The sequence below is a fragment of the Taklimakanibacter albus genome (genome assembly GCF_016595235.1).
GTDB classification, from domain to species: domain Bacteria; phylum Pseudomonadota; class Alphaproteobacteria; order Rhizobiales; family Aestuariivirgaceae; genus Taklimakanibacter; species Taklimakanibacter albus.
Genome location: NZ_JAENHL010000007.1, coordinates 189252 through 208408, shown reverse-complemented (window position 1 = coordinate 208408; position 19157 = coordinate 189252). Strand labels below are relative to the sequence as shown.

The 19157-nt window shown below is 63.1% G+C and carries 11 protein-coding genes; 3 read left to right on the top strand and 8 right to left on the bottom strand.

Translation table 11 applies throughout. From position 1 onward, the window contains the following. Positions 1-5 precede the first annotated feature (5 nt). The 3 genes from JHL16_RS12490 to JHL16_RS12480 are packed head-to-tail and all read right to left on the bottom strand — an operon-like array spanning position 6 to position 2745. On the bottom strand, positions 6-803 hold the full coding sequence (locus JHL16_RS12490) for an ABC transporter permease (RefSeq protein WP_200185173.1): 798 nt from the start codon (positions 801-803) through the stop codon (positions 6-8). Then, the gene (locus tag JHL16_RS12485) at positions 800-1621 is read right to left on the bottom strand and encodes an ABC transporter permease (protein WP_200185172.1); all 822 of its coding nucleotides are present in this window, start codon (positions 1619-1621) and stop codon (positions 800-802) included. Before JHL16_RS12485 ends, JHL16_RS12490 begins: the two co-directional genes overlap by 4 nt. Before the next feature lie 23 nt (positions 1622-1644). Beyond that, positions 1645-2745 (bottom strand): ABC transporter substrate-binding protein, encoded by a 1101-nt coding sequence (locus JHL16_RS12480; protein WP_200185171.1) that lies wholly within the window; start codon positions 2743-2745, stop codon positions 1645-1647. 347 nt (positions 2746-3092) lie between these two features. Here JHL16_RS12480 and JHL16_RS12475 point away from each other — a divergent pair, with 347 nt between their 5' ends. Then, positions 3093-4967 carry an autotransporter assembly complex protein TamA gene (locus tag JHL16_RS12475; protein ID WP_200185170.1) on the top strand — a complete coding sequence of 625 codons (1875 nt, stop codon included), beginning with the start codon at positions 3093-3095 and terminating at the stop codon, positions 4965-4967. Then, positions 4967-9223, top strand: a complete 4257-nt coding sequence (locus JHL16_RS12470; protein WP_200185169.1) for a translocation/assembly module TamB domain-containing protein — start codon at positions 4967-4969, stop codon at positions 9221-9223. The genes JHL16_RS12475 and JHL16_RS12470 overlap by 1 nt, the downstream gene beginning before the upstream one ends. Here JHL16_RS12470 and JHL16_RS12465 read toward each other — a convergent pair. The 4 genes from JHL16_RS12465 to JHL16_RS12450 form a co-directional block, all read right to left on the bottom strand. Then, positions 9217-10515: a glycoside hydrolase family 15 protein gene (locus JHL16_RS12465; protein ID WP_246771020.1), complete on the bottom strand. Its 1299-nt coding sequence runs from the start codon at positions 10513-10515 to the stop codon at positions 9217-9219. The genes JHL16_RS12470 and JHL16_RS12465 overlap by 7 nt on opposite strands. Before the next feature lie 258 nt (positions 10516-10773). Next, on the bottom strand, positions 10774-12048 hold the full coding sequence (locus JHL16_RS12460) for a glucoamylase family protein (protein WP_200185167.1): 1275 nt from the start codon (positions 12046-12048) through the stop codon (positions 10774-10776). Further along, a complete protein-coding gene (locus tag JHL16_RS12455) occupies positions 12045-13880 on the bottom strand; it encodes an ABC transporter ATP-binding protein/permease (protein ID WP_200185166.1) in 1836 nt (611 codons plus the stop codon). Before JHL16_RS12455 ends, JHL16_RS12460 begins: the two co-directional genes overlap by 4 nt. Positions 13881-13952: 72 nt before the next feature. Further along, entirely contained in the window at positions 13953-15701 is a 1749-nt protein-coding gene (locus JHL16_RS12450; RefSeq protein ID WP_281436011.1) for an ABC transporter ATP-binding protein/permease, read from the bottom strand. Between the two features lie 374 nt (positions 15702-16075). Between JHL16_RS12450 and JHL16_RS12445 the strand changes: the two genes are divergently transcribed. Then, entirely contained in the window at positions 16076-18229 is a 2154-nt protein-coding gene (locus JHL16_RS12445; protein WP_200185164.1) for a glycoside hydrolase family 3 N-terminal domain-containing protein, read from the top strand. Positions 18230-18232: 3 nt separating this feature from the next. On the opposite strand, the gene JHL16_RS12440 is transcribed toward JHL16_RS12445, so the two are convergent. Further along, positions 18233-19084 (bottom strand): LysR family transcriptional regulator, encoded by an 852-nt coding sequence (locus JHL16_RS12440; protein ID WP_200185163.1) that lies wholly within the window; start codon positions 19082-19084, stop codon positions 18233-18235. Positions 19085-19157 lie beyond the last annotated feature (73 nt).

Below are 19157 nucleotides of genomic sequence, written 5' to 3'. Positions count from 1 at the left end.
CGTTCTCAGGGTTGCGGGGCCGCTCGTTTTGCGAGGGTGAGCTTGATGATGACGGCCGCCAGGGTCGCGGCGACCATCACGGTGGAAATGGCGGCGACCGCCGGATCGACGCGCTCCATGATGCTCGACCAGATGGTCTGCGGCAATGTGCGAACCTTGCGGGCGGTGATGAACAGGATGACGATGATCTCATCCCACGAAGTGATGAAGGCGAAGATGCCGCCCGAGACGACGCCAGGCAGGATGTTGGGCAGGATGATACGGCGCAGAACCGTGAGGGGCCGGGCGCCGAGCGAGCGGGCGGCATATTCGAGGCGATGATCGAAGCCCGATAAAGCCGCCGAGACAGTGATCATCACCAGCGGCACGCAAATGGTTGTGTGGGCAACGATGACGCCCCAGACGGTGTCGAGCCAGCCGAGATCGATCCAGCTCTTGTAGAAGGCGAGGGCATGAACGATCGACGGTACGATCAGCGGCGCCAGGATCATCAAACGCAGGAGCTGCATGCGGCGTCCGCCGATGCGCCACATCCCGACCGCGCAAAGCGTGCCGATGACGACGGAGAGCACGGTGGTGATGCTGGCGATCAGGAGGCTCGTCAATATGCCGCCCGACCAGCGCCGGTCGAAAAGGAGCGTCTCGTAATGGCGAAGCGACAATGCTTCGCTGGGGAAGGAAAGATAACGTTCCGGTGTGAACGAAACCGGGATTACGACGAGGAGCGGGGCGATGAGAAAGAGGACGCCGGCCCAGGCGAGGCCGCGCAGAATGTTGCCGGGAACTGATTTCGGCAAGGTCATCGCCGCGAGCCTCCGAGCACCGAGTCCCAGTCGGCGAAGCGGCCGGCGATGAAAACGACGGCGAGCACGACGGAGAGCAGCATGGTGGCGAGCGCCGCGGCGATGCCCCAGTCATACCCTTGTGAGATGAGGAGCGCGATATATTCGGCGATCATGACGATGCGGCCGCCGCCCAGGATCGCCGGCGTCACATAGAAGCCGAGCGAAAAGATGAAGACGATGACGAAGGCGCTGTAGAGGCCAGGCAGACTCAAGGGCAGGAAGACACGGCGGAAGGCGGTGAAGGGGCGGGCGCCCAGAGCGCGCGCCGCCGAGATGAGCTTGGGATCGATGCCCTTCATCGCTGCGTAGAGTGGCAGGATACCGAAAGGCAGCATGTAATGCACCATGCCCAGCATCACGCCGAACTGGTTGCGCACCAGCTGCACCGGCTCGTCGGTGAGCCCCGTATATTGCAGCAGGCTGTTGACCGGGCCTGAATTGTTGAGCACCGCGATCCAGGCGAAAGCGCGCACCAAGACCGAGACCCAGAGCGGCACCAGGATGCACAGCATCATCCACATGCGGGTGCGCTCGGAAACCTGCAGCAGCACATAGGCGATGAGATAGGAGATGAGCAGCGTGGCGACAGTTGTGATGGCGCAGATCTCGACCGTCGTCCACACCATGCGATGGATCGGCGCCGAGGTGAGCACGGCGCCGTAATTGGCGACGAAGCCTTGGCCATCGGTAGCGCTGATCATCAGGATGCGCGCCAGCGGCAGCAGATAGAGAAAGAAGAGAAGGAGCGCCGCAGGCAGCACGAAGAATACATACATGGCGGCGCTCCCAGGTCAGCGCGTCAGGAGGAGACCACGTCGAGGAAGCGCTTTTCCGCTTCCTGATGGTTCTTGGCGTACCATTCCTCATTCTGGAAGACCTGGATCGCCAGATTCTCGGGCGAGCCGGGATTCTTCGACGCGAGTTGGGGGGCGAGCTTGGCGGTTTCCGGATTGGCCGGGCCCTGGCTCAGCTCTTTCAGCAGGATCAGCTGCTTTTCGGGTTCCTGCATGGAAGCCAGGAACTCGAACACCGCCTTGCCGGCGGGGTTGCCCTTCGGCACGACCCACACGCCCGGCTGCACGATGCCCTGATTGAAGGTGTATTTGAAACGGCCTTGCGATTCATCCGCCAGCATGGTGGAGCGCGTATGCCAGATCTGGCCCATCGTCACCTCGCCATCGCGGAAGACCTGCTGGCTGCTGGCGCCGTTGTCCCACAGAACGAGATGCTCCTTGAGCTCCTTGATCTTGTTCAGGGCGCGGTCCATGTCGATCGGATAGACCTTGGAGGGCTCGACACCGTCGGCGATCAAGGCGGCCTCGAGCACGCCGACCATGTATTTCCACACGACGCGCTTGCCGGGGAAACGCTTCACGTCCCAGAAATCGGCCCAGGTCTTGGGCTCTTCACCGCCGAAGGCCTTGCTGTCCCAGGTCAGCACCGAGCTGTAGATATAGCCGGTGGCGCCCCACTGATAAGCGAGGCCGGGAACGATCTTGTTCTTGTCGACGATCGTATAATCGATGGGCTCGAGCAGGCCTTCAGGGCCAAGCGACGACTGGGTGCCGAGGCCGCTGTCGCAGACGTCCCAAGTGACGTTCTTCGATTCGACCATGGCGCGGATCTTGCCGCGGGTCGGGCCTGAGCCGTCGAACTGGATGGCGACGCCGGCTTTTTCCTCATAGGGAGCGCCCCAGGCCTTGCGATAGACCTCCTCGGCATCGCCGCCCCACATGGAAAAGATGATTTCCTTGGTCTGGGCGTTAGCCTCACGCCAGCTCGGCAAGGCGCCCGCGGCGCCCAAAGCGGCCAGAACATGCATGAAGCGCCGGCGCGACATCTGGCCGGTCCGTACTTTTTCCGCGACGATCGCCAGGCTGTCTTGAATGATGGATGTCATGTTTGCTCCCTCGCGGCCGTGTTTTGTGGCCGTCTTGTCGGCAGCTTGACCAACAAAAAGGAGGCTGGCAAGTATTATTACCATACGGACATTAAATTATCCGCAGCAAATTTCCTGACTCAAGGGAAGAAATACGAGACGTTTTGTTTTATTTATGAAACTAATGTTCTCCTGATGTTTCTTAAGCTTCGTTAAGTCAACGGGACACATTTTAACCGGATTTTTGCCAGAACCTATTATGGCACACGAAGTGTATGTGGTGGGGCGTTGTGCGTTTGCGGGCAATTTCGAAATTCACGAGCAATCTTTTGGTGTTATGCACCGCAAGCGCGCTCTTTTCAGGCTTCATGGCCGAGCCCGGTCACAGCCAGTCCTTCTTTGATGGCATAACCTCGTGGTTCACGGGCAAAAAGGCCGAAGAACCGATCGCCGATGCCTTGCCCTACAAGGTCAACATCAAGATCGATCACGGCGACAGCGGCATCAGATCGGCAATCGAGGACAGTTCCAATCTGGTCACGCTTCAGGAAAGCGCCGCACCTGGTGCGGCAGGCCTGGTGCAGCGTGCTCTGTCGGACCAGGAGCGAATCACCGCGGCTCTTTATGACAAGGGCTACTATGCGGGCGAGATCGACATCCGCATCGCCGATGTCGACGTCAATGATCCGAGCGTCTTCGACGCCGCCGAGACGATGCGGGCGCGGGGCCCGGTCAAGGTGCAGATCAATGTCGATGTCGGTCCGGAGTTCCGTTTCGGCAAGATTCGCGTGCTCGACGCCAAGACGCACCGGCCGATGGAGAATGTTCCCGATCTCGAGGACAGCGACCTGGTCGAAGGCGAGATCGCCGCGAGTTCGGCCATTGCGCGCGCCGAACGTGTCATCGCCTCCGATCTGAGAGGCCAGGGCTATCCGTTCGCGAAGATCGACAGCAAGGACGTCGCCGCCGATCACGTTTCGCGGCGGCTCGAGGTCACGCTTTTCGTCGAGACGGGGCCAAAGGCGCCATTCGGCCGTTTCACCGTATCGGGCACCGAAGGACTCGATCCCGAATTCGTCGAAGACCGCATCGACATCGAGGAGGGCGAACCCTATTCGCCGGAGCGCCTCGACAAATTACGCAAGCGCCTGACCTCCTATCCGATCATTGCCGGCGTCAAATTGCGCGAGGCGGACGACCTCGACGCCAATGGCCGCCTGCCGGTCGATCTTGAGATCAGCGAGCGCAAGCCGCGTTATTTCGGCTTCGGCACCAAATATTCGAGCACCGATGGTACAGCGGTCAACGCCTATTGGGGCCATCGCAACCTGTTCGGCGGCGCCGAGACCTTGCGCATCGACGGCCAGGTCTCGTGGTTCGGCGGCGAGCCCGATGCGGTGCCCGATGCCGATCCGTTCGGTTATGTGCTGAAGGCGACCTTCACCAAACCCGGCATCTATACCGTCGATGACGATTTCCTCGCCGAGGTGGCGTTCCTGCGTGAAGTGACGGATGCCTATGTGCGCGATGCGGTGACGCTCAATGCCGGCGTCAAGCGCCAGATCAGCGACGCGCTGTCGGTGCAGGTCGGCGTCGATTTCGAGCAGGCCTATGTCGAGGACACCGACGGCAAGCGCCAGGACTTCGTGGCCGGCCTGCCGATCGATGTCGTCTATGACACGACGGACTCGCTGCTCGATCCGACGCGCGGCATCCGCTCCGCCGCCCGGCTCGAGCCCTTCGCTTTTCTGGGCGAGGCGGGTGCCGGACCGGTCCTCGCCCGCGGCCAGGTTTCCGCCTATCACGCCATGGACGATCGCAACCGCTTCATCCTGGCCGGCCGCGTGGCGGGCGGCAGCCTGATCGGCGCCGATCTCAGCGACGTGCCGCCGGCGCGGCGCTTCTATGCGGGCGGCGGCGGTTCGATCCGCGGTTATGATTTCCAATCGGTCAGCCCGCGCAACGACAAGGGCGATATCATCGGCGGCTTGAGTTATTTCGAGGCCTCGGCCGAGATGCGCATCCGCATCACCGAAACGATCGGCCTGGTGCCTTTCGTCGATATGGGCGCTGCCTTCGAGGATGAAATGCCGGATTTCTCGGGCCTGCAATATGCGGCGGGCCTGGGCCTTCGTTATTACACCGCCATCGGCCCTATCCGCCTCGATGCGGCCGTGCCGCTCAATCCGCGTGATGACGACACAGGCTACGGCGTCTATGTCAGCATCGGGCAGGCCTTCTGATGATGGCCCGCCGGATCATACGCTACGGTCTCTATACGCTGCTCGGGCTTGTCGTCCTTGTCGCGATTCTCTTCGGCTTCGTCCAGACGCCCCCGGGCAAGAGCTTCCTGGCCGGCACCGCCAGCCGGCTCGCTTCCGGCAATGGCCTCGACATCAGGATCAGTGAGATCGGTGGCTTCGTTCCCTCCGGTCTCACCGTTGGACGCGTCGAGCTTGCCGATGCCAAGGGGACCTTCGCCACGGTCGAGGGCGTCAATCTCTACTGGAGCCCGCTGGCGCTGACCGGCGGTCTCATCTCGGCCGACACCATCGAAGCCCGGAAGATCTCACTGCAACGGCTGCCGGAGTTACCGCCGGCGCCGGAAGCGACGGCGAGCTCCGGCATCACGGTGCCGCGTCTCGATCTCAAACAGCTCAAACTCGCCGAGATCGAAATCGGCGCGCCGGTCTTCGGCCAGGCGATGCAATTGTCCTTCGAAGGATCGGCCCGTCTCGTCGATCCGGCGCAGGGGCTCGCGCTCGATTTCGCGCTGGACCGCATCGATCTCGCCGGCCGCATCGCCGGCAAGGTGAATTTCGTTCCCGATACGCGCCTTCTCGACATCGACGTCACGGCGGACGAGCCGCAAGGCGGGCTCATTTCCGGCCTGGCGCAGATCGAAGGACGCCCGCCGGTCAATCTCACCCTCAGGGGCAAGGGATCGCTGGACGACTTCAAAGCCGATCTGTCCTTCATCGCCGGCGAGGCGGTCAATGCGCAGGGTATTGCCAGCATCGCCCGTGACCAGACCGGCCAGGCGATCATGCTCGATCTCAATGGCGCACTGGCGGGGCTGCTGCCGGCCAATCTGCGCCCGCTCTTCGAGGGCAGCACGGTGCTGAAGGCGCTGCTGCATGCCGATGAAACACAGATCGTCCAGATCGATGACGTGAAATTGCAGGCCGCCGGTCTCGGCGCCACGCTCAAGGGCAGCTTCGACACCGCAGCCAGCGCCGCGCAATTGCGCTTCACGCTGATCGGCGGCGATGCGGCCCGTTATGCGGCGCTGGCGCCTGACGTCCAGTGGCAGGACTGGTTCGTCGACGGTTCGATCTCTGGCCCGATCGCCAAGCCCGCCGTGAAGGCGGCGGTCACCGTGACGATGCCGCGTGCGCAAGGCTATGGCGCCGAGATGTTCAGCGCGACGGTCGAAGCATTGCCGCAAGACGACGGCTCGTTTGCGCTCACCGCCGATGGCAATGCGAAAGGCCTCGAGGCCGCCGATCCGAAAGTGGGGCAGGCGCTCGGAAACACGCTCGACTTCATCGTGTCTGGCGCACTTGGAAGCGACGGCAAGCCGGCTCTGACCGGCGCCACGATCAAGCTGGCACCACTTGCCGCCGAATTCACCGGGCGGGCCACGGCGGAAGCGACCCAGGGCAAATTGCGCCTGGGCCGGCTCGATCTCGCGGCCTTTTCGCCGTTGGCCGGGCGGACGCTCGGCGGCCAGTTCTCGGCCGAGGCCGATCTCGACGTGACGCCGGACATGCTGCGGGTGACGGGCAAGGGCAGTTCGATCGGCATCGTCACGGGCATCAAGGCCGTCGATAGGCTGCTCAATGGACCAGCCGAGCTTTCAGGCAGCGTCGAGCGCGGCGCCGACGGCGTGCTGATCGTCAAGGATGCCAATCTCGCCGCGAAGAATCTGGCGCTCGCCATTGGCGGGCGCATCGACCGCAGCGCCGCCGATCTCAAAGCCGACCTCACGCTCGCCGACATGGCGCTCATCGATCCGCGTCTCAGCGGCAAGGCGCAGGCGACGGCAGCCTTTTCGGGCACGCTCGACAAGCTCGATCTCACCTCGAAGCTCAGCATTGCTTCGGGTACCGCCATGGGCAAGCCCGTCGAAGGGCTGGAAGTTCTTGTGAAGGCCGCCGACCTCACGGGTGCGCCGGCGGGCGACCTGACCTTCGGCGGGCGCATCGCGGGCAAGCCGGCCAAAGGCCTCGTGCGTTTCGCGGCTTTGCCTGAGGACACCTATCGGCTCGATCCGATCGACCTGACGGTCGGCACCAATCAGATGAAGGGCGCGCTCAAAGCCGTGGCCGGCCTCATCAATGGCGACCTGACCGTCAATGCCGGCAATCTCGCCGATCTTTCGGCCCTGGCGCTGACGCCGATGTCGGGCTCGCTCAAGGGCACGGTCAATCTCTCGGCCCAAGGCGGCAAGCAGGCCGTGATGGTCAAGGCCAATGCTTCAGGCTTGCGCGTCGCCGAGCAGGCGATCGGCAAGATGAATGTCGATGCCAAAGTGAGCGATGCCTTCGGTACGCCGGGCTTCGACGGCAGCATCGATATTGCCGGCAGCACGGCTGGCGGTGTCGCGATCGAGCGGGCGACTATCGAGGCGATCGGCACCGGCGCCGACAGCACCATCCGCCTGGCCGGCCGCATCCAAGGCACGGACATCACCAGCGAGGCGCGGGTCAGGCCTCAGGGTGCGGCGACGCTTATCGATCTCAAGTCGCTTGCTTTGGCCAAGGACGGCGTGCGCGCCACGCTCGCCGGTCCGTCCAAGATCGAGATCGCCGGCAGCACTGTCGCGGTAGACAATTTCGTCCTGGTCACCGGCAATGGCCGCGCTGCCGTCACCGGCAAGGCCGGACCGGACAGGCTGGCGCTCGATGTGAAGCTTTCCGCTCTGCCTCTGTCGCTGGCCAAGCTCGGTGGCTATCAGGGCGAGCTCAAGGGCACGCTCGAGGGAATGATCAAGGTGGCGGGCTCGCCGCAGGCCCCGATCGGGCAATATGGCGTCCGCATCGCCGGCCTGAGCAATCCCGATATCGTGCGCACCGGCGCGGGTCCCTTCGACATCACGCTCGCCGGCAATTTGCGCGACAAGCGCGCCTCGATCGATATGGTAATCAAGAATCCGCAGATCCAGGATGCGCGGGTGACCGGAACCATTTCGCTCGCCCAATTGGCGCTCGATCTCAAAGTGGCGGGCGGGGTGCAATTGTCGCTCGCCAATCCGATGCTGGCGGCGTCCGGCAACCGGCTCGCCGGCAAGGCGCAGATCAATGCGGCGGTGACCGGCACGGCAGGCGCGCCCAATCTGCGCGGCACGATACGTCTCGCCGACGCGCGATTCGATGATGTGGTCAATGGCGTCACCATCTCCAAGATCAATGGCGATATCGTTGGTGACGGTCGCGCGCTGATCCTGCAGGATATCAAAGGCCAGACGATCAATGGCGGCACCGTGACGCTCTCCGGCAAGGTGACGGTCGATCCGGCCGCCGGCATTCCCGCCGATATCGGCATCACCTTCGACAAGGCGACGCTGGTTTCGAGCGAGACCGCGCGGCTGGTCGCCGATGGCCGGCTGCAGGCGAGCGGCGCCCTGATGACACGGCCCAAGATCTCCGGCCGCGTCCAGGTGCGGCGCCTCGACATCAACCTGCCCGACAAGCTCTCGGGCGCGGCCAAGCCGATCGAGGTGCGCCATGTCGGCGGAGCACCCGGCAAGAAATCCGGCAAGGCCAAGGCGGAAGCCGCCAAGGCCACGAAGGCGGCGTCACCCTTCATTGCCGATCTCGACCTGACACTGTCGGCGCCCAACGGCATCTTCGTGCGCGGCATGGGCATGGAAGCCGAACTCGGTGGCGATCTGTCGGTCCAGGGCACGAGCGCCGAGCCACGCTCGCTCGGCGGCTTCGAGTTCAAGCGCGGCCGTTTCGACGGCTTCGGCAAGCGGCTCGATTTCTCGAAAGGCCTCATTTCATTCAACGGCTCGCTCGATCCCGAGCTCGACTTCGTGGCCGAGACCGAAAGCGACGGCATCACCGCCAAGGTGCTGATCTCAGGGCCGGCTTCGGCGCCCAAGATCGGCTTCGCCTCGACTCCAACCTTGCCGCAGGACGAAGTCATCGCGCGTCTGCTGTTCGACAAGAGTGCCAGTGAACTCACCATGGGTCAGGCGGCCCAACTCGCTCAGACGATCGCGCAATTGTCGGGCTCGGGTCCCGGCATGCTCGACAAGATGCGCCAGTCGCTCGGCGTCGACAGTCTCGATGTCGGCACCGACAATGGCGGCGAAGTCGGCATGGGCAAGAGGATCAATGACCGCGTCTATCTGGGTGTGAAGCAGGGGGCGCAGCCCAATTCGAGCAAGGTCACGATCGACGTCGACATCACCAAGAATATCCGTGCGCAAGGCGCCACCGGCGCCGATGGCAGCACAGAAGTCGGCATCGGCGCCGAATGGGATTATTGAACCTCATCGCATGAATTGCGCGCGGCGATCGCCGTGACGAAAGCGGCATAGCTCCAGGCGAGCTTCTTGGCGGAAACCTGCTGTCCGGTGTTCCGGTCGAACTGCTCGGAAAGCTCACCGCTCTCGGGGGTGAAGGCACGCACCGTCTCGAGAAAAGCGTCGCCCTTGGCGAAGTAATTGCGGGCGAGGTCGCCGGTGCATTCGGCGGCGAAGCGGAAATAGAACTCGGCAGCGGCGAGGGTCGAGAAATAATAAGCGCCGCCTGAGAAATAGACATCGCTGGCAAACCGGCCCATCGCCGGGGCGCGGTTCTCAGGGCGCCCCTGATTAATGACATAGAGACCATCGAAAAGTTTTTCGAGCTTGCGCAGGGTTGCCAGCATGCGCACATCGCGGATGCTGTGAAGGGGGCCCGTATCATCGGCATGGATGACGGCGAAGATGACCGAGATATCGAGATATTTGGTCGGATCGCCGGTGAGCCTGGAACTGTAGAAACCATCCTTCTCGCGCCAGAAGCCGTCGAGGCGGCGGTGAAGGGTGGAGACCGCCGCGCGGCACGCTTCGGCTTTCTCGGCGTCCTGAAGCCAGGACGCCGCCCTGGCAAGCGCGGTCGCCTCGGCGCGCAACGTGTAATAATGCTGACCCTGTTCCTCCTCCCACATATCGAAGGCGGGCTCACCCAGATGGCGTAGGATGAAGTCGATGTCGGAGTTGGCAAGGCGGATCGCTTTCGTCCGGCTGCCGTCATCGAGCGGGATCTCACTTGAAAGCCAGCGCAGCACCGCGATCAGGCGCAACGCCGGGCCATCATGCTGAGGCCGCGACCAGCGCGAGATGTCGAGCGTGCCGTCGGGATTGACGCGGGTCTCGGCGGCGACGTCCCGGGTGCTGACGGCAGTGATCTCGCCCTCGGGGCGCAGATATTGCGCGAAATCGGGTTTTGTCTTCGCCCGATCCGTCACCGGCTCCCGATGTGGCAGCGACAAAGAGAAGGTGACGAAGTCGCCGAAATGGCCGAGCGCCTCCGGACCCAGAGTGCCGTCCTCATGGAGTACGCGTATTGCGTCGATCACGACGGCGGAGTCGCGGAACCAGTGGAAGAAATAATCGGGATCGGGATCCCAGGCGGCTAGAACCGGAGAAGCGACGATCGAGCCCTTGATCGGTGTCACCGTTTGCCCGAAGCCCGGCCGTATCTGCGTGATCTGCGTCGCCGAAACGGCTTCCAGCATCGCCTGGGCGGAGAAGCGATATTGCCGGGCGATCCAGTCTTCGAGGGGGGCAGGCATACTCACGCGGCCTTGTCGTATTTCCCTTCTCCCGCTTGCGGGAGAAGGTGGCCGAAGGCCGGATGAGGGTGTCCTCTCAGCTTTCTATATGGCCGCAAGCATGAGAGATGTTGAAGCTTCGTCATCCTGTTCTCTTGATAAGCCGTCGCGAAGCTGAACCAACACCCTCATCCGCCCTATCGGGCACCTTCTCCCGCAAGCGGGAGAAGGGGAAATGTGTAGGCGTTTCCGGGGAATGGGAATGAAGGAGGGACCGCGTCATGTGATGCGCGCGTCGAAATGTGGGCTCTTGAAGCCGAGCTTCTTGAGGCCCGCCTGAATCTCCGGAATGCTCATGAACAGGTTCCACAGCAGACCGGTGCGGTGGTTTTCGATCATGGCGATGATCGGGCCCTGGTCGATGGCGAGGAACGTATCGGCATGCCAGTCGCGGGTTTCGTTGAAGGCGTCGATGAAACCGAAGCGACCCCAGAGCTTGTCGCCGGCCTTCACGAAATACCGCAAGGCCCGCATCGACTCCTTGGGCGTATAGGGCATGCTGGCCAATGCCGCGGTCGGCGAGATGGTGCCATTATCGTTGTCGGGCGCATGGGCGCTGTAGCCGTCGGGATCGTCGCTGGCGGTCAGGCCCCAGCAGGAGGGGCCATAACCCTTGTGGTTCTTCGGGTTGCGCCGGCAATATTCGTAATTGATGCGGGCATGGGCGAGGTTCTGGGCCCCGTAGTCGGCATAGTTGTCCGTGAGGCCGCGCGGATCGAGACCGCAGAAGGAATAATGGGTGAAGAACAATGGCCCGCCGGAAGGAGGGCCGAGCGGCAGCTCGATGCCGTGATAGTCTTTCCCGTTCAGGAAGTCGCGGCCCGACGCATAGCCTTCGTGATAGACTTCGGGGCCGACGCCATAACGGGGCGCCGAGGCGGCCAGAACATAGGTGATGAGGCACTCGTTCCAGCCGCGGATGCCGTGATCGAGCGACCAGCCGTTATTCGGGCTCCAATGCCAATAGAGCATTTTGCGGCCGTCGCGCGTGTGCCAGTTCCATTCGACTTCGGTCCACAGCCAGGTGATGCGGCCACGCAGGCGCCGCTCGACCGGCGTGTCGCGGTTGAAATATGCCCGCGCGCAGAGCAGGCCCTGGAAGAGCAGGGATGTTTCGACGAGATCGGCGCCGTCGTCCTTGCGCCAGAAGGGAATAGTGGTGCCGGTACGGCCGTCCATGAAATGCGGCAGGACGCCGTGATAGCAGGTGCCGCGCTCCAATATGTCGAGCATGCGACTCAGCCGTTCGATCGCCTCATCGCGCGTCACCCATTGGCGTTCCACCGCCACGATGAATGCCATGACGGCAAAGCCGGTGCCGCCGGTCGTCACCTTGTCGTCGTCGCGCTCCGACCGGTAGCGGCGGTCGAGCGCCATGAAGCTCACCGGATGAGCGCCCTCCCAGAAATAGCGGAAGGTCTCACGCTGGACAAACTCGAGAAGCTCGTCGTCGCTGAGCTTTGCCGCGGGCTTGGTGCCGGACTTCTTCTTCATTTCGCGGGTTCCAGGTAGCGGGCAACGGGTGTTTTCGGCCGGATGTCAGGCATTTCCTTGCGCATCGGCAGGCAGCGCGTTTCGGGGTCTTTCATCAGATGCAGGACACGCTTGAAGATATGGTCATGCGCCTCGGCTTTGCCGACATGGATGATGCCGGTGTCTTTCAAGTCACGGGCGAGCATGGCGACGATGCGCTCATGAGTCTCGTCGTCGACCGAATCGAGCACCTCGTCGATCAGCAGCCATTTCGGTTTCTGCATTCTGACGCGGGCGAAAGCCAGCGCCTGCTGCTCGTCGTCGTCGAGCTTCTTGTCCCAACGTTTCTGCTGGTCGAGTCGACGGATGAGATCATCGAGCCCGGTGCTCTTTAGCGCTTCCTCGAACTGCTCAGGCTTGAAGTCGCCGACGGCTGAGGGATAGGCAAGGACCTCGCGCAAGGTGCCGGGCGGCATATAGGGAATGCGCGGCATATATTGGATACTCTCGCCCTTGGGCCAGCTGATATGTCCGTCGCCCCACAGCCAGAGGCCGGACAGAGCGCGGAACATCAGCGTTTTGCCGGCGCCGGAGTCGCCCACCACCAGCACACGCTCGCCGGCCTTGATCTCGACGTCACGCTCCTGGAGCATCGTGCAGCCGGTCGGCGAGGCGATCTCCAGGTTCTTGATGCGGACCTTGCCGGGTTCGTCGCCTTCGGTGAAATCGATGCGGCTCTCCACCGTGTGCAGCACGTCGGTCTTGAGTACGGCGCTGCGGAAATTGGCGATGCGCAGCAAAGTGGCGCGCCAGTCGGCGATGGCGCTGAAATTATCGATGAACCAGCGCAGCGAATTGTGCACCTGGTTGAAGGCGCCGACCGCCATCATCAGTCCGCCGAAAGAGAGATTGCCGGCGAAATAGACCGGTGCTGCGACGAGGATCGGCGCCACGATGGTGAACCAGCCATAACCGGCGGTGACCCAGGTGAGGCCGGTGATGCGGGCGATGATGCGGCTGGTGGCGTCGAGCACCGCCCGCAGATTGACTTCGATGCGCCGCTTTTCGTCGCCCTCGCCGCGGAACAAGGCGACGGAATCGATATGCTCGTTGACGCGCATCATCGAGAAACGCAGATCCGCCTCGCGGGCATAACGGTCGGCATTGCGCTGGACCAGCGGCCGGCCCACCCAATAGCTGATGAGGGAAGCCGAGCCCGCATAGATGATCGCGGCCCAGACCATGTAGCCCGGAATGTCAAAGCTGCGGCCACCGACCGTGAAGATGAAGCCGGAGGACAACGACCAGAGCACGCCGATGAAACTCGCGAGCAGAATCGAGGCCTGGAACAGGCCGATGCCGAGGTCTGCAGACAGCTCGGTCAGGTGGCGAGCGTCCTCATGCAGGCGCTGATCGGGATTGACGCCGATCGGGCCGGCGCTGGCGAGGCGAAAAGCGCGCAAGGGCTGCAGCCAGTTGCCGATGAGGTCGAGCACCAGCCCCTCGCGCAGCTTGAGCTTGATCATCTGATGCAGCCAGGTCTGCAGCACATTCATGACGAGCAGGCTGCCGGCGATCATGCCGAAGACACCGAGCTGGACGAGGAAATCGGTGAGATCGCGCCGGGCGAGGGCGTCATAAAAGGGCTGGTTCCAGCTGTTGAGGCGAATCTGCCCATAGGCGGTGAGAAGGATGACGGTGACGAGGCTGGCGCCGAGGGCAAACAGCGTGTTGCGCACGGGAGAGGAAAAGAGGGCGCCGATCATCATCGTAACTTGTGGGACGAGGCCCTGATGGGCGGCTTCGTCAATGTCAGTCGCGGCGTCGGCGAGCTGGGCGGACTGATCGGTCATGGCGGGCTAACCTTGGGAATCTAGAGGATGAAATGCCATCCTCGCATTCCTCGTCAGCCAGGGGGAGTGAAATTATTCGGCCGCCTCGATGCGCTGACGCGCCTGCATTGGCGCTGCGTCAAAAGTTACCGGCGGGGCCGCCGTCTCAAGCTTGCGTGCCAGACGGAACTTGCGCTCGAAGAAGCCGTTGAGCGCGGTGCAGGCGCCGAGGCCGATGACGGCCGTGCCGAGAAGCTCGCGGGCGAAGACCGAGCGGAACACGCGCAGATCCTGCTCATTGGCGGTGGCGGCCATGTCCTCGAACAGCACCCAGGCCGGGCGATGCAGGATGAGGCGTGCCAGCATCAGGCGCTGCTGGTCCTGGGCCTGCAGAGCGCGGTCCCAGCGCTCCTTGTCGTCGAGCCGACCCAACAGATTCATGAGGCCGGCCCGGACGAGGGCGGAGGAGATCAGCGTGTCATCGAGATCGGTGGAGCTGGCCGGATAGATCATCGCCTCGCGCAAGGTGCCGATGCGGAAATCGAGGCGCGCCGGCACGAACATGACGTCCTTGGCTTCGGGCAGGAGAATGGTGCCCGAGCCTTCGAGCGACAGGCCGACCAAGGTGCGCAGGAGGAGGGCGCGGTCGCTGTCGGAGGCGGTTTCGATCAAGGCGCGCTCGCCCGGTTTGAGCTCGATCGTGGATGTGGCGAAGGTCAACGGGCTGTCGGCATGACCGATGGCGGCGTTGTCGAAACTGACATGACCTTGCGGGTGGGGGGCAAGCGCGATGCCGCCGGTGCCTGTGGCATCCGGGTTCGGATTGGGTTCGAGGTCGAGATAAGCGAGGCCGTTACGGAAGCGCGAGACGCGCAGGAGGGTCGCCCGCCAGTCGGCAATGCCGGGGAAGTTGTCGACGAACCAGCGCAGCGAGTTCTGCACCTGGGTGAAGGCGCCGACCACCATCATAAGCCCGCCCAGGCTGAGGCTGCCGCTGAAGACGCCGGGCGTCGCGAGCAGGATGGGCACGACGAGCGCCAGCCAGCCATAGCCAGAGGTGATCCAGGTGAGGCGCGAATGGCCGTTGGCGAGCTTGCGGCCGAGATCGATCACGCTGACGATCGAGCCATTGGCGGTGCGCCGCTCATGCGCTTCGCCGCGCGCCATGGCGACCGACGCCACGGTCTCGTTGATACGCATGATGGCGAAGCGCAGATCGGCTTCGCGAGCGTAGCGTTCGGCATTGAGCTTGATGAGCGGGCGCCCGATGAGCCAGGTCAACCAGGAACCGGTCAGCGCGTAAGCGAGCGCGCACCACACCATGTAACCTGGAATGGTGAAGGTACGGCCGTCATAGCTGAAGACGACCTGATTGGAGAGCGCCCATAATACGCCGACGAAACTCAGGAGCAGGAGGCTGGCGTGGAACAGGCCGATGACGAGGCTCGCCGACATGTCGGCCAGCTGGCGGGCATCGGCCTGGATATATTGATCGGGATTGGCGCCGTCTTCGCCGGCCTGCGACAAATGAAAGGCGCGTCCCGGTTTGAGCCACTGATCCATCAGATCGTGGGTCAGCCATTCGCGCAGGCGAACCTTGATCGTCTCCTGCAGCCAGGTCTGTGCCACCACGAGACAGAGCAGGCCGCCGACGATGACGAGGAAGGCCACGACCTCATTGGCGAGAAGCGGCAGCGAGCGCTGGAACAGCGCATCATAGAAACTGCCGAACCAGGCATTGAGCTTGATCTGCCCGAATGTGTTGATGAGGATGATGAAGATGAGCCCCGCGCCCATCAGAAGCAGCTTATTGCGAAGCGGGGAGATGTTGAGGGCACGCAACAGCGGCAGTGCCTGCGCCCAGAAGCGGCGCTCGTTGTTCTCGGCACAGAACTTCTGCCACGCCGGAGGTGCCGTCTCCGACGTTTTACCAGCTACCCCATGGGTCCGATACCAGCCCCTTGTTTCGTTTCCGTCTTTCTTCTTTTTTGATTCTCTGCCCAGTTACGAATCCTAATCGAAGATGATGTGCCTCGCTAGTAAACGCTTTATGTAAATCCCGTGCGCGCGGCCAAAATCTCGATTATTCAGGAGACTGTGACGGTAAAGCCACAGCCGACGAAGTTCCGTTATTGGAACTCCTGCAATTGTCAGGCAAATACTATGCCGCGCGATGTGAATGGCCGCTGAACAGTTCCGGGAGCACAGGTTCAAATATGTCAGTGAGATTGACCGATCGGGTGAAGCGTCTCTTGGGCGTGATGAGTGTCGACGAAAAGATCGGTCAACTGAACATGTTGACGGCAGGCCATGTGATCACCGGGCCGGGTGATCCGGCGAATTACATCGAGGCGCTCAAGGGCGGGCATCTCGGCGGCGTGTTCAATCTGTTCGGCCGCGGGCAGGTGCGCGATCTCCAGCGCATGGCGCTCGAAGAGACGCGGCTCGGCATCCCGTTGATCTTCGGCTATGACATCATTCACGGCCATCGGACGATCTTCCCTATACCTCTCGCGGAGGCCGGCGCCTTCGATGCGGTTCTGTGGGAACGCACCGCGCGGGTGGCGGCACTCGAGGGTGCCGCGGAAGGACTCAACCTTACCTTCGCGCCCATGCTCGATATCTCGCGTGATCCGCGCTGGGGCCGGATGGCGGAGAGTGCCGGTGAAGATCCCTGGGTCACCTCCTTGTTCGCCCGAGCCAAAACGCACGGGTTCCAGGGTGACGATATCAAATCACCGCTGTCGCTCGCCGCTACCGCCAAACATCTGGCGGCTTATGGCGCCTCGGTCGCCGGGCGAGATTACGCCCAGGTCGAGGTCACGGAGCGGACATTACATGAAGTCTATCTGCCGCCCTTCAGGGCGGCGATCGAGGCGGGTGTGGCAGCGATCATGCCGGCCTTCACCGACATGGACAGCATACCGCTCACCGCCCATGTGCCGATCCTGCGTGACCTGGTGCGCAAGCAATGGGGATTCGAGGGCGTCATCATCAGCGACTATAATGCCGTCACCGAGCTCATTCCGCATGGCATCGCCGCCGACCTGACCGAGGCCTCGGCGCTGGCGCTCAGGGCCGGTGTCGATATCGACCTGATGGGCCTCGCTTATGTTCAAGGCCTGGCGCCGGCGCTGCAGCAGGGCGCGATTACGATCGAAGAACTCAACCAGGCCACCGCGCGCGTCCTCATGCTCAAAGAACAGATGGGGCTGTTCGATGATCCTTATCGCGAAGCCGCAGCCAAATTCGATCACAAGGCACGGCGTGTCGAGCACCGCGACATCGCACTCGACGCGGCGCGCCGGTCGATCGTGCTGTTGACCAACCGCAATAATGCGCTCCCTGTTACCACGCCGCCGCAGCGCGTCGCGGTATTGGGGCCGCTCGCCAATGCGCAGGCTGAAATGCTGGGACCGTGGTCGGGGGCAGGGCTCATCGAGGACATGGTGCCGTTCCTGCCCGGCATCCGGGCCGCCTGGCCGCGCGCCGAGATCCTGCACGCGCCGGGCGTCGAGATCGAAGGCGGCGATCTCGCCGGCATCGACGCCGCTGTCGAGCTGGCGCGGCGGTCCGACCTCGTCGTGCTGTGTCTCGGCGAGCAGCGTTTCATGAGCGGCGAAGCGGGCAGCCGGGCGCGGCCCGATCTGCCCGGCCATCAGGCGGAGTTCGCCAAGGCCATTCTCGATACCGGCAAGCCGGTGATCGTGCTGCTGTCGTCGGGCCGGCCACTGACGGCGAGCTGGCTCATCGAACGCGCCGATGCGGTGCTCGCCACCTGGTTCCTCGGCAGCGAGGCCGGCCATGCGGTGGCTGACGTGCTGACCGGCAAGTGGAATCCGTCCGCCAAATTGTCGGTGTCGTGGCCGGTCGATGTCGGACAGATGCCGGTCTTCTTTGGGCACAAGCCGAGCGGGCGGCCGCTCAAGACCGACTTCCGCTATTCGAGCAAATATCTCGATCTGCCGAACGAGCCTCTGTTCCCCTTCGGTCATGGCCTTTCCTATACGCGCTTCGCCTATGGCGATCTCGCGGTCACGCCAAGTGAAGTGCGCGCCGGCGACAAGATCACGATCGAGGCGTCGGTCAGCAATGACGGCAAGGTCGCGGGCGAGGAGACGGTGTTCCTGTTCATGCGCGATCCGGTGGCGAGCGTGTCGCGCCCGGTGCTCGAGCTGAAAGGGATAGAGAAGGTGGTTCTCGCGCCCGGACAATCGAAGCGGGTGAGTATCACGCTCTCGACCGATGACCTGAAATTCTTAGGCGCGGGTTTCGTGCCAACGCTCGAGGCAGGCGCCGTCGAAATTTTCGTCGGGCCGTCGGCGAAGGAAGAGACCTTGCTCAAGGCGCAGTTGCAGGTCGTCTTGTAGCCCTCAGACGAAGCTTTGGCGCAGGTGGCGGGCAAGCTCTGCCGCCGGCGCCATCATCGCATGTTTCGGCAGATGCAGGTTGATGGCGAAAGGCGGCAGGTCGCAGGGCGCCTTGTCGGGGCCGAGAATCTCCAGATCGGCTGGAACCGTCGAGACGAGCCAGGCGGTCACTGCGAGATCGGCGCGCACCGTCGCCGCCGTCGCTTCGATATTGCCGTTCTCGAAGACCGTGCGCCACTTGCGATCCTGTTGCGCCAGGGCGGCCAGCACGGCGGGGCGGAAGGCGCAGGTGTCGGCGACCATCGATACCGGCAAGGGTGTCTTGAGATGAGCGCCACCATTGCGGGCGCCGACCCAGACGAGGCGTTCAATGCGCAAGGTTTCGCCGCGGCTGGCGCCGACCGGCTCCTCGGCAAGGGCGAGGTCGAGCTCACCTTTGGCGAGGGCCCCGACAAGCTCAGGCGAGGCGGCGCAAGTAAGGGTGATCTCGACTTGCGGATGGGCCGCGGCAAAGTCCTTCATCACCGGCGTGATGCAGGTCGTCACCAGATCATAAGGAAGGCCCAGGCGGACGGTGCCGGTGATTTCGCCGGTCGTCATTTCCGACCAGATGTCGTCATTGAGAGCGATGAGCCGCCGGCTCTTCGACAGCAGCTGCTCGCCGGCCCGGGTGAGCTTGAGACCGCGGCGGCTGCGCTCGATCAACTGGTGGCCCAGCATGTCCTCGAGCCGCTTGATCTGCTGGCTGACGGCGCCTTGGGTCAGAAAGCGCGCATTGCCCGCGGCCGTCATGCTGGCGTGGTCGGCGACCGCGATGAAGGTGCGAACGAGATCGATATCGAGATTTCGTGCCATGCTCAGCATTATAGTTCGTAATGTAAAGTATTCTCAACATTCGTTTTCATGATGTCTGGGGCTGCGGCATAGG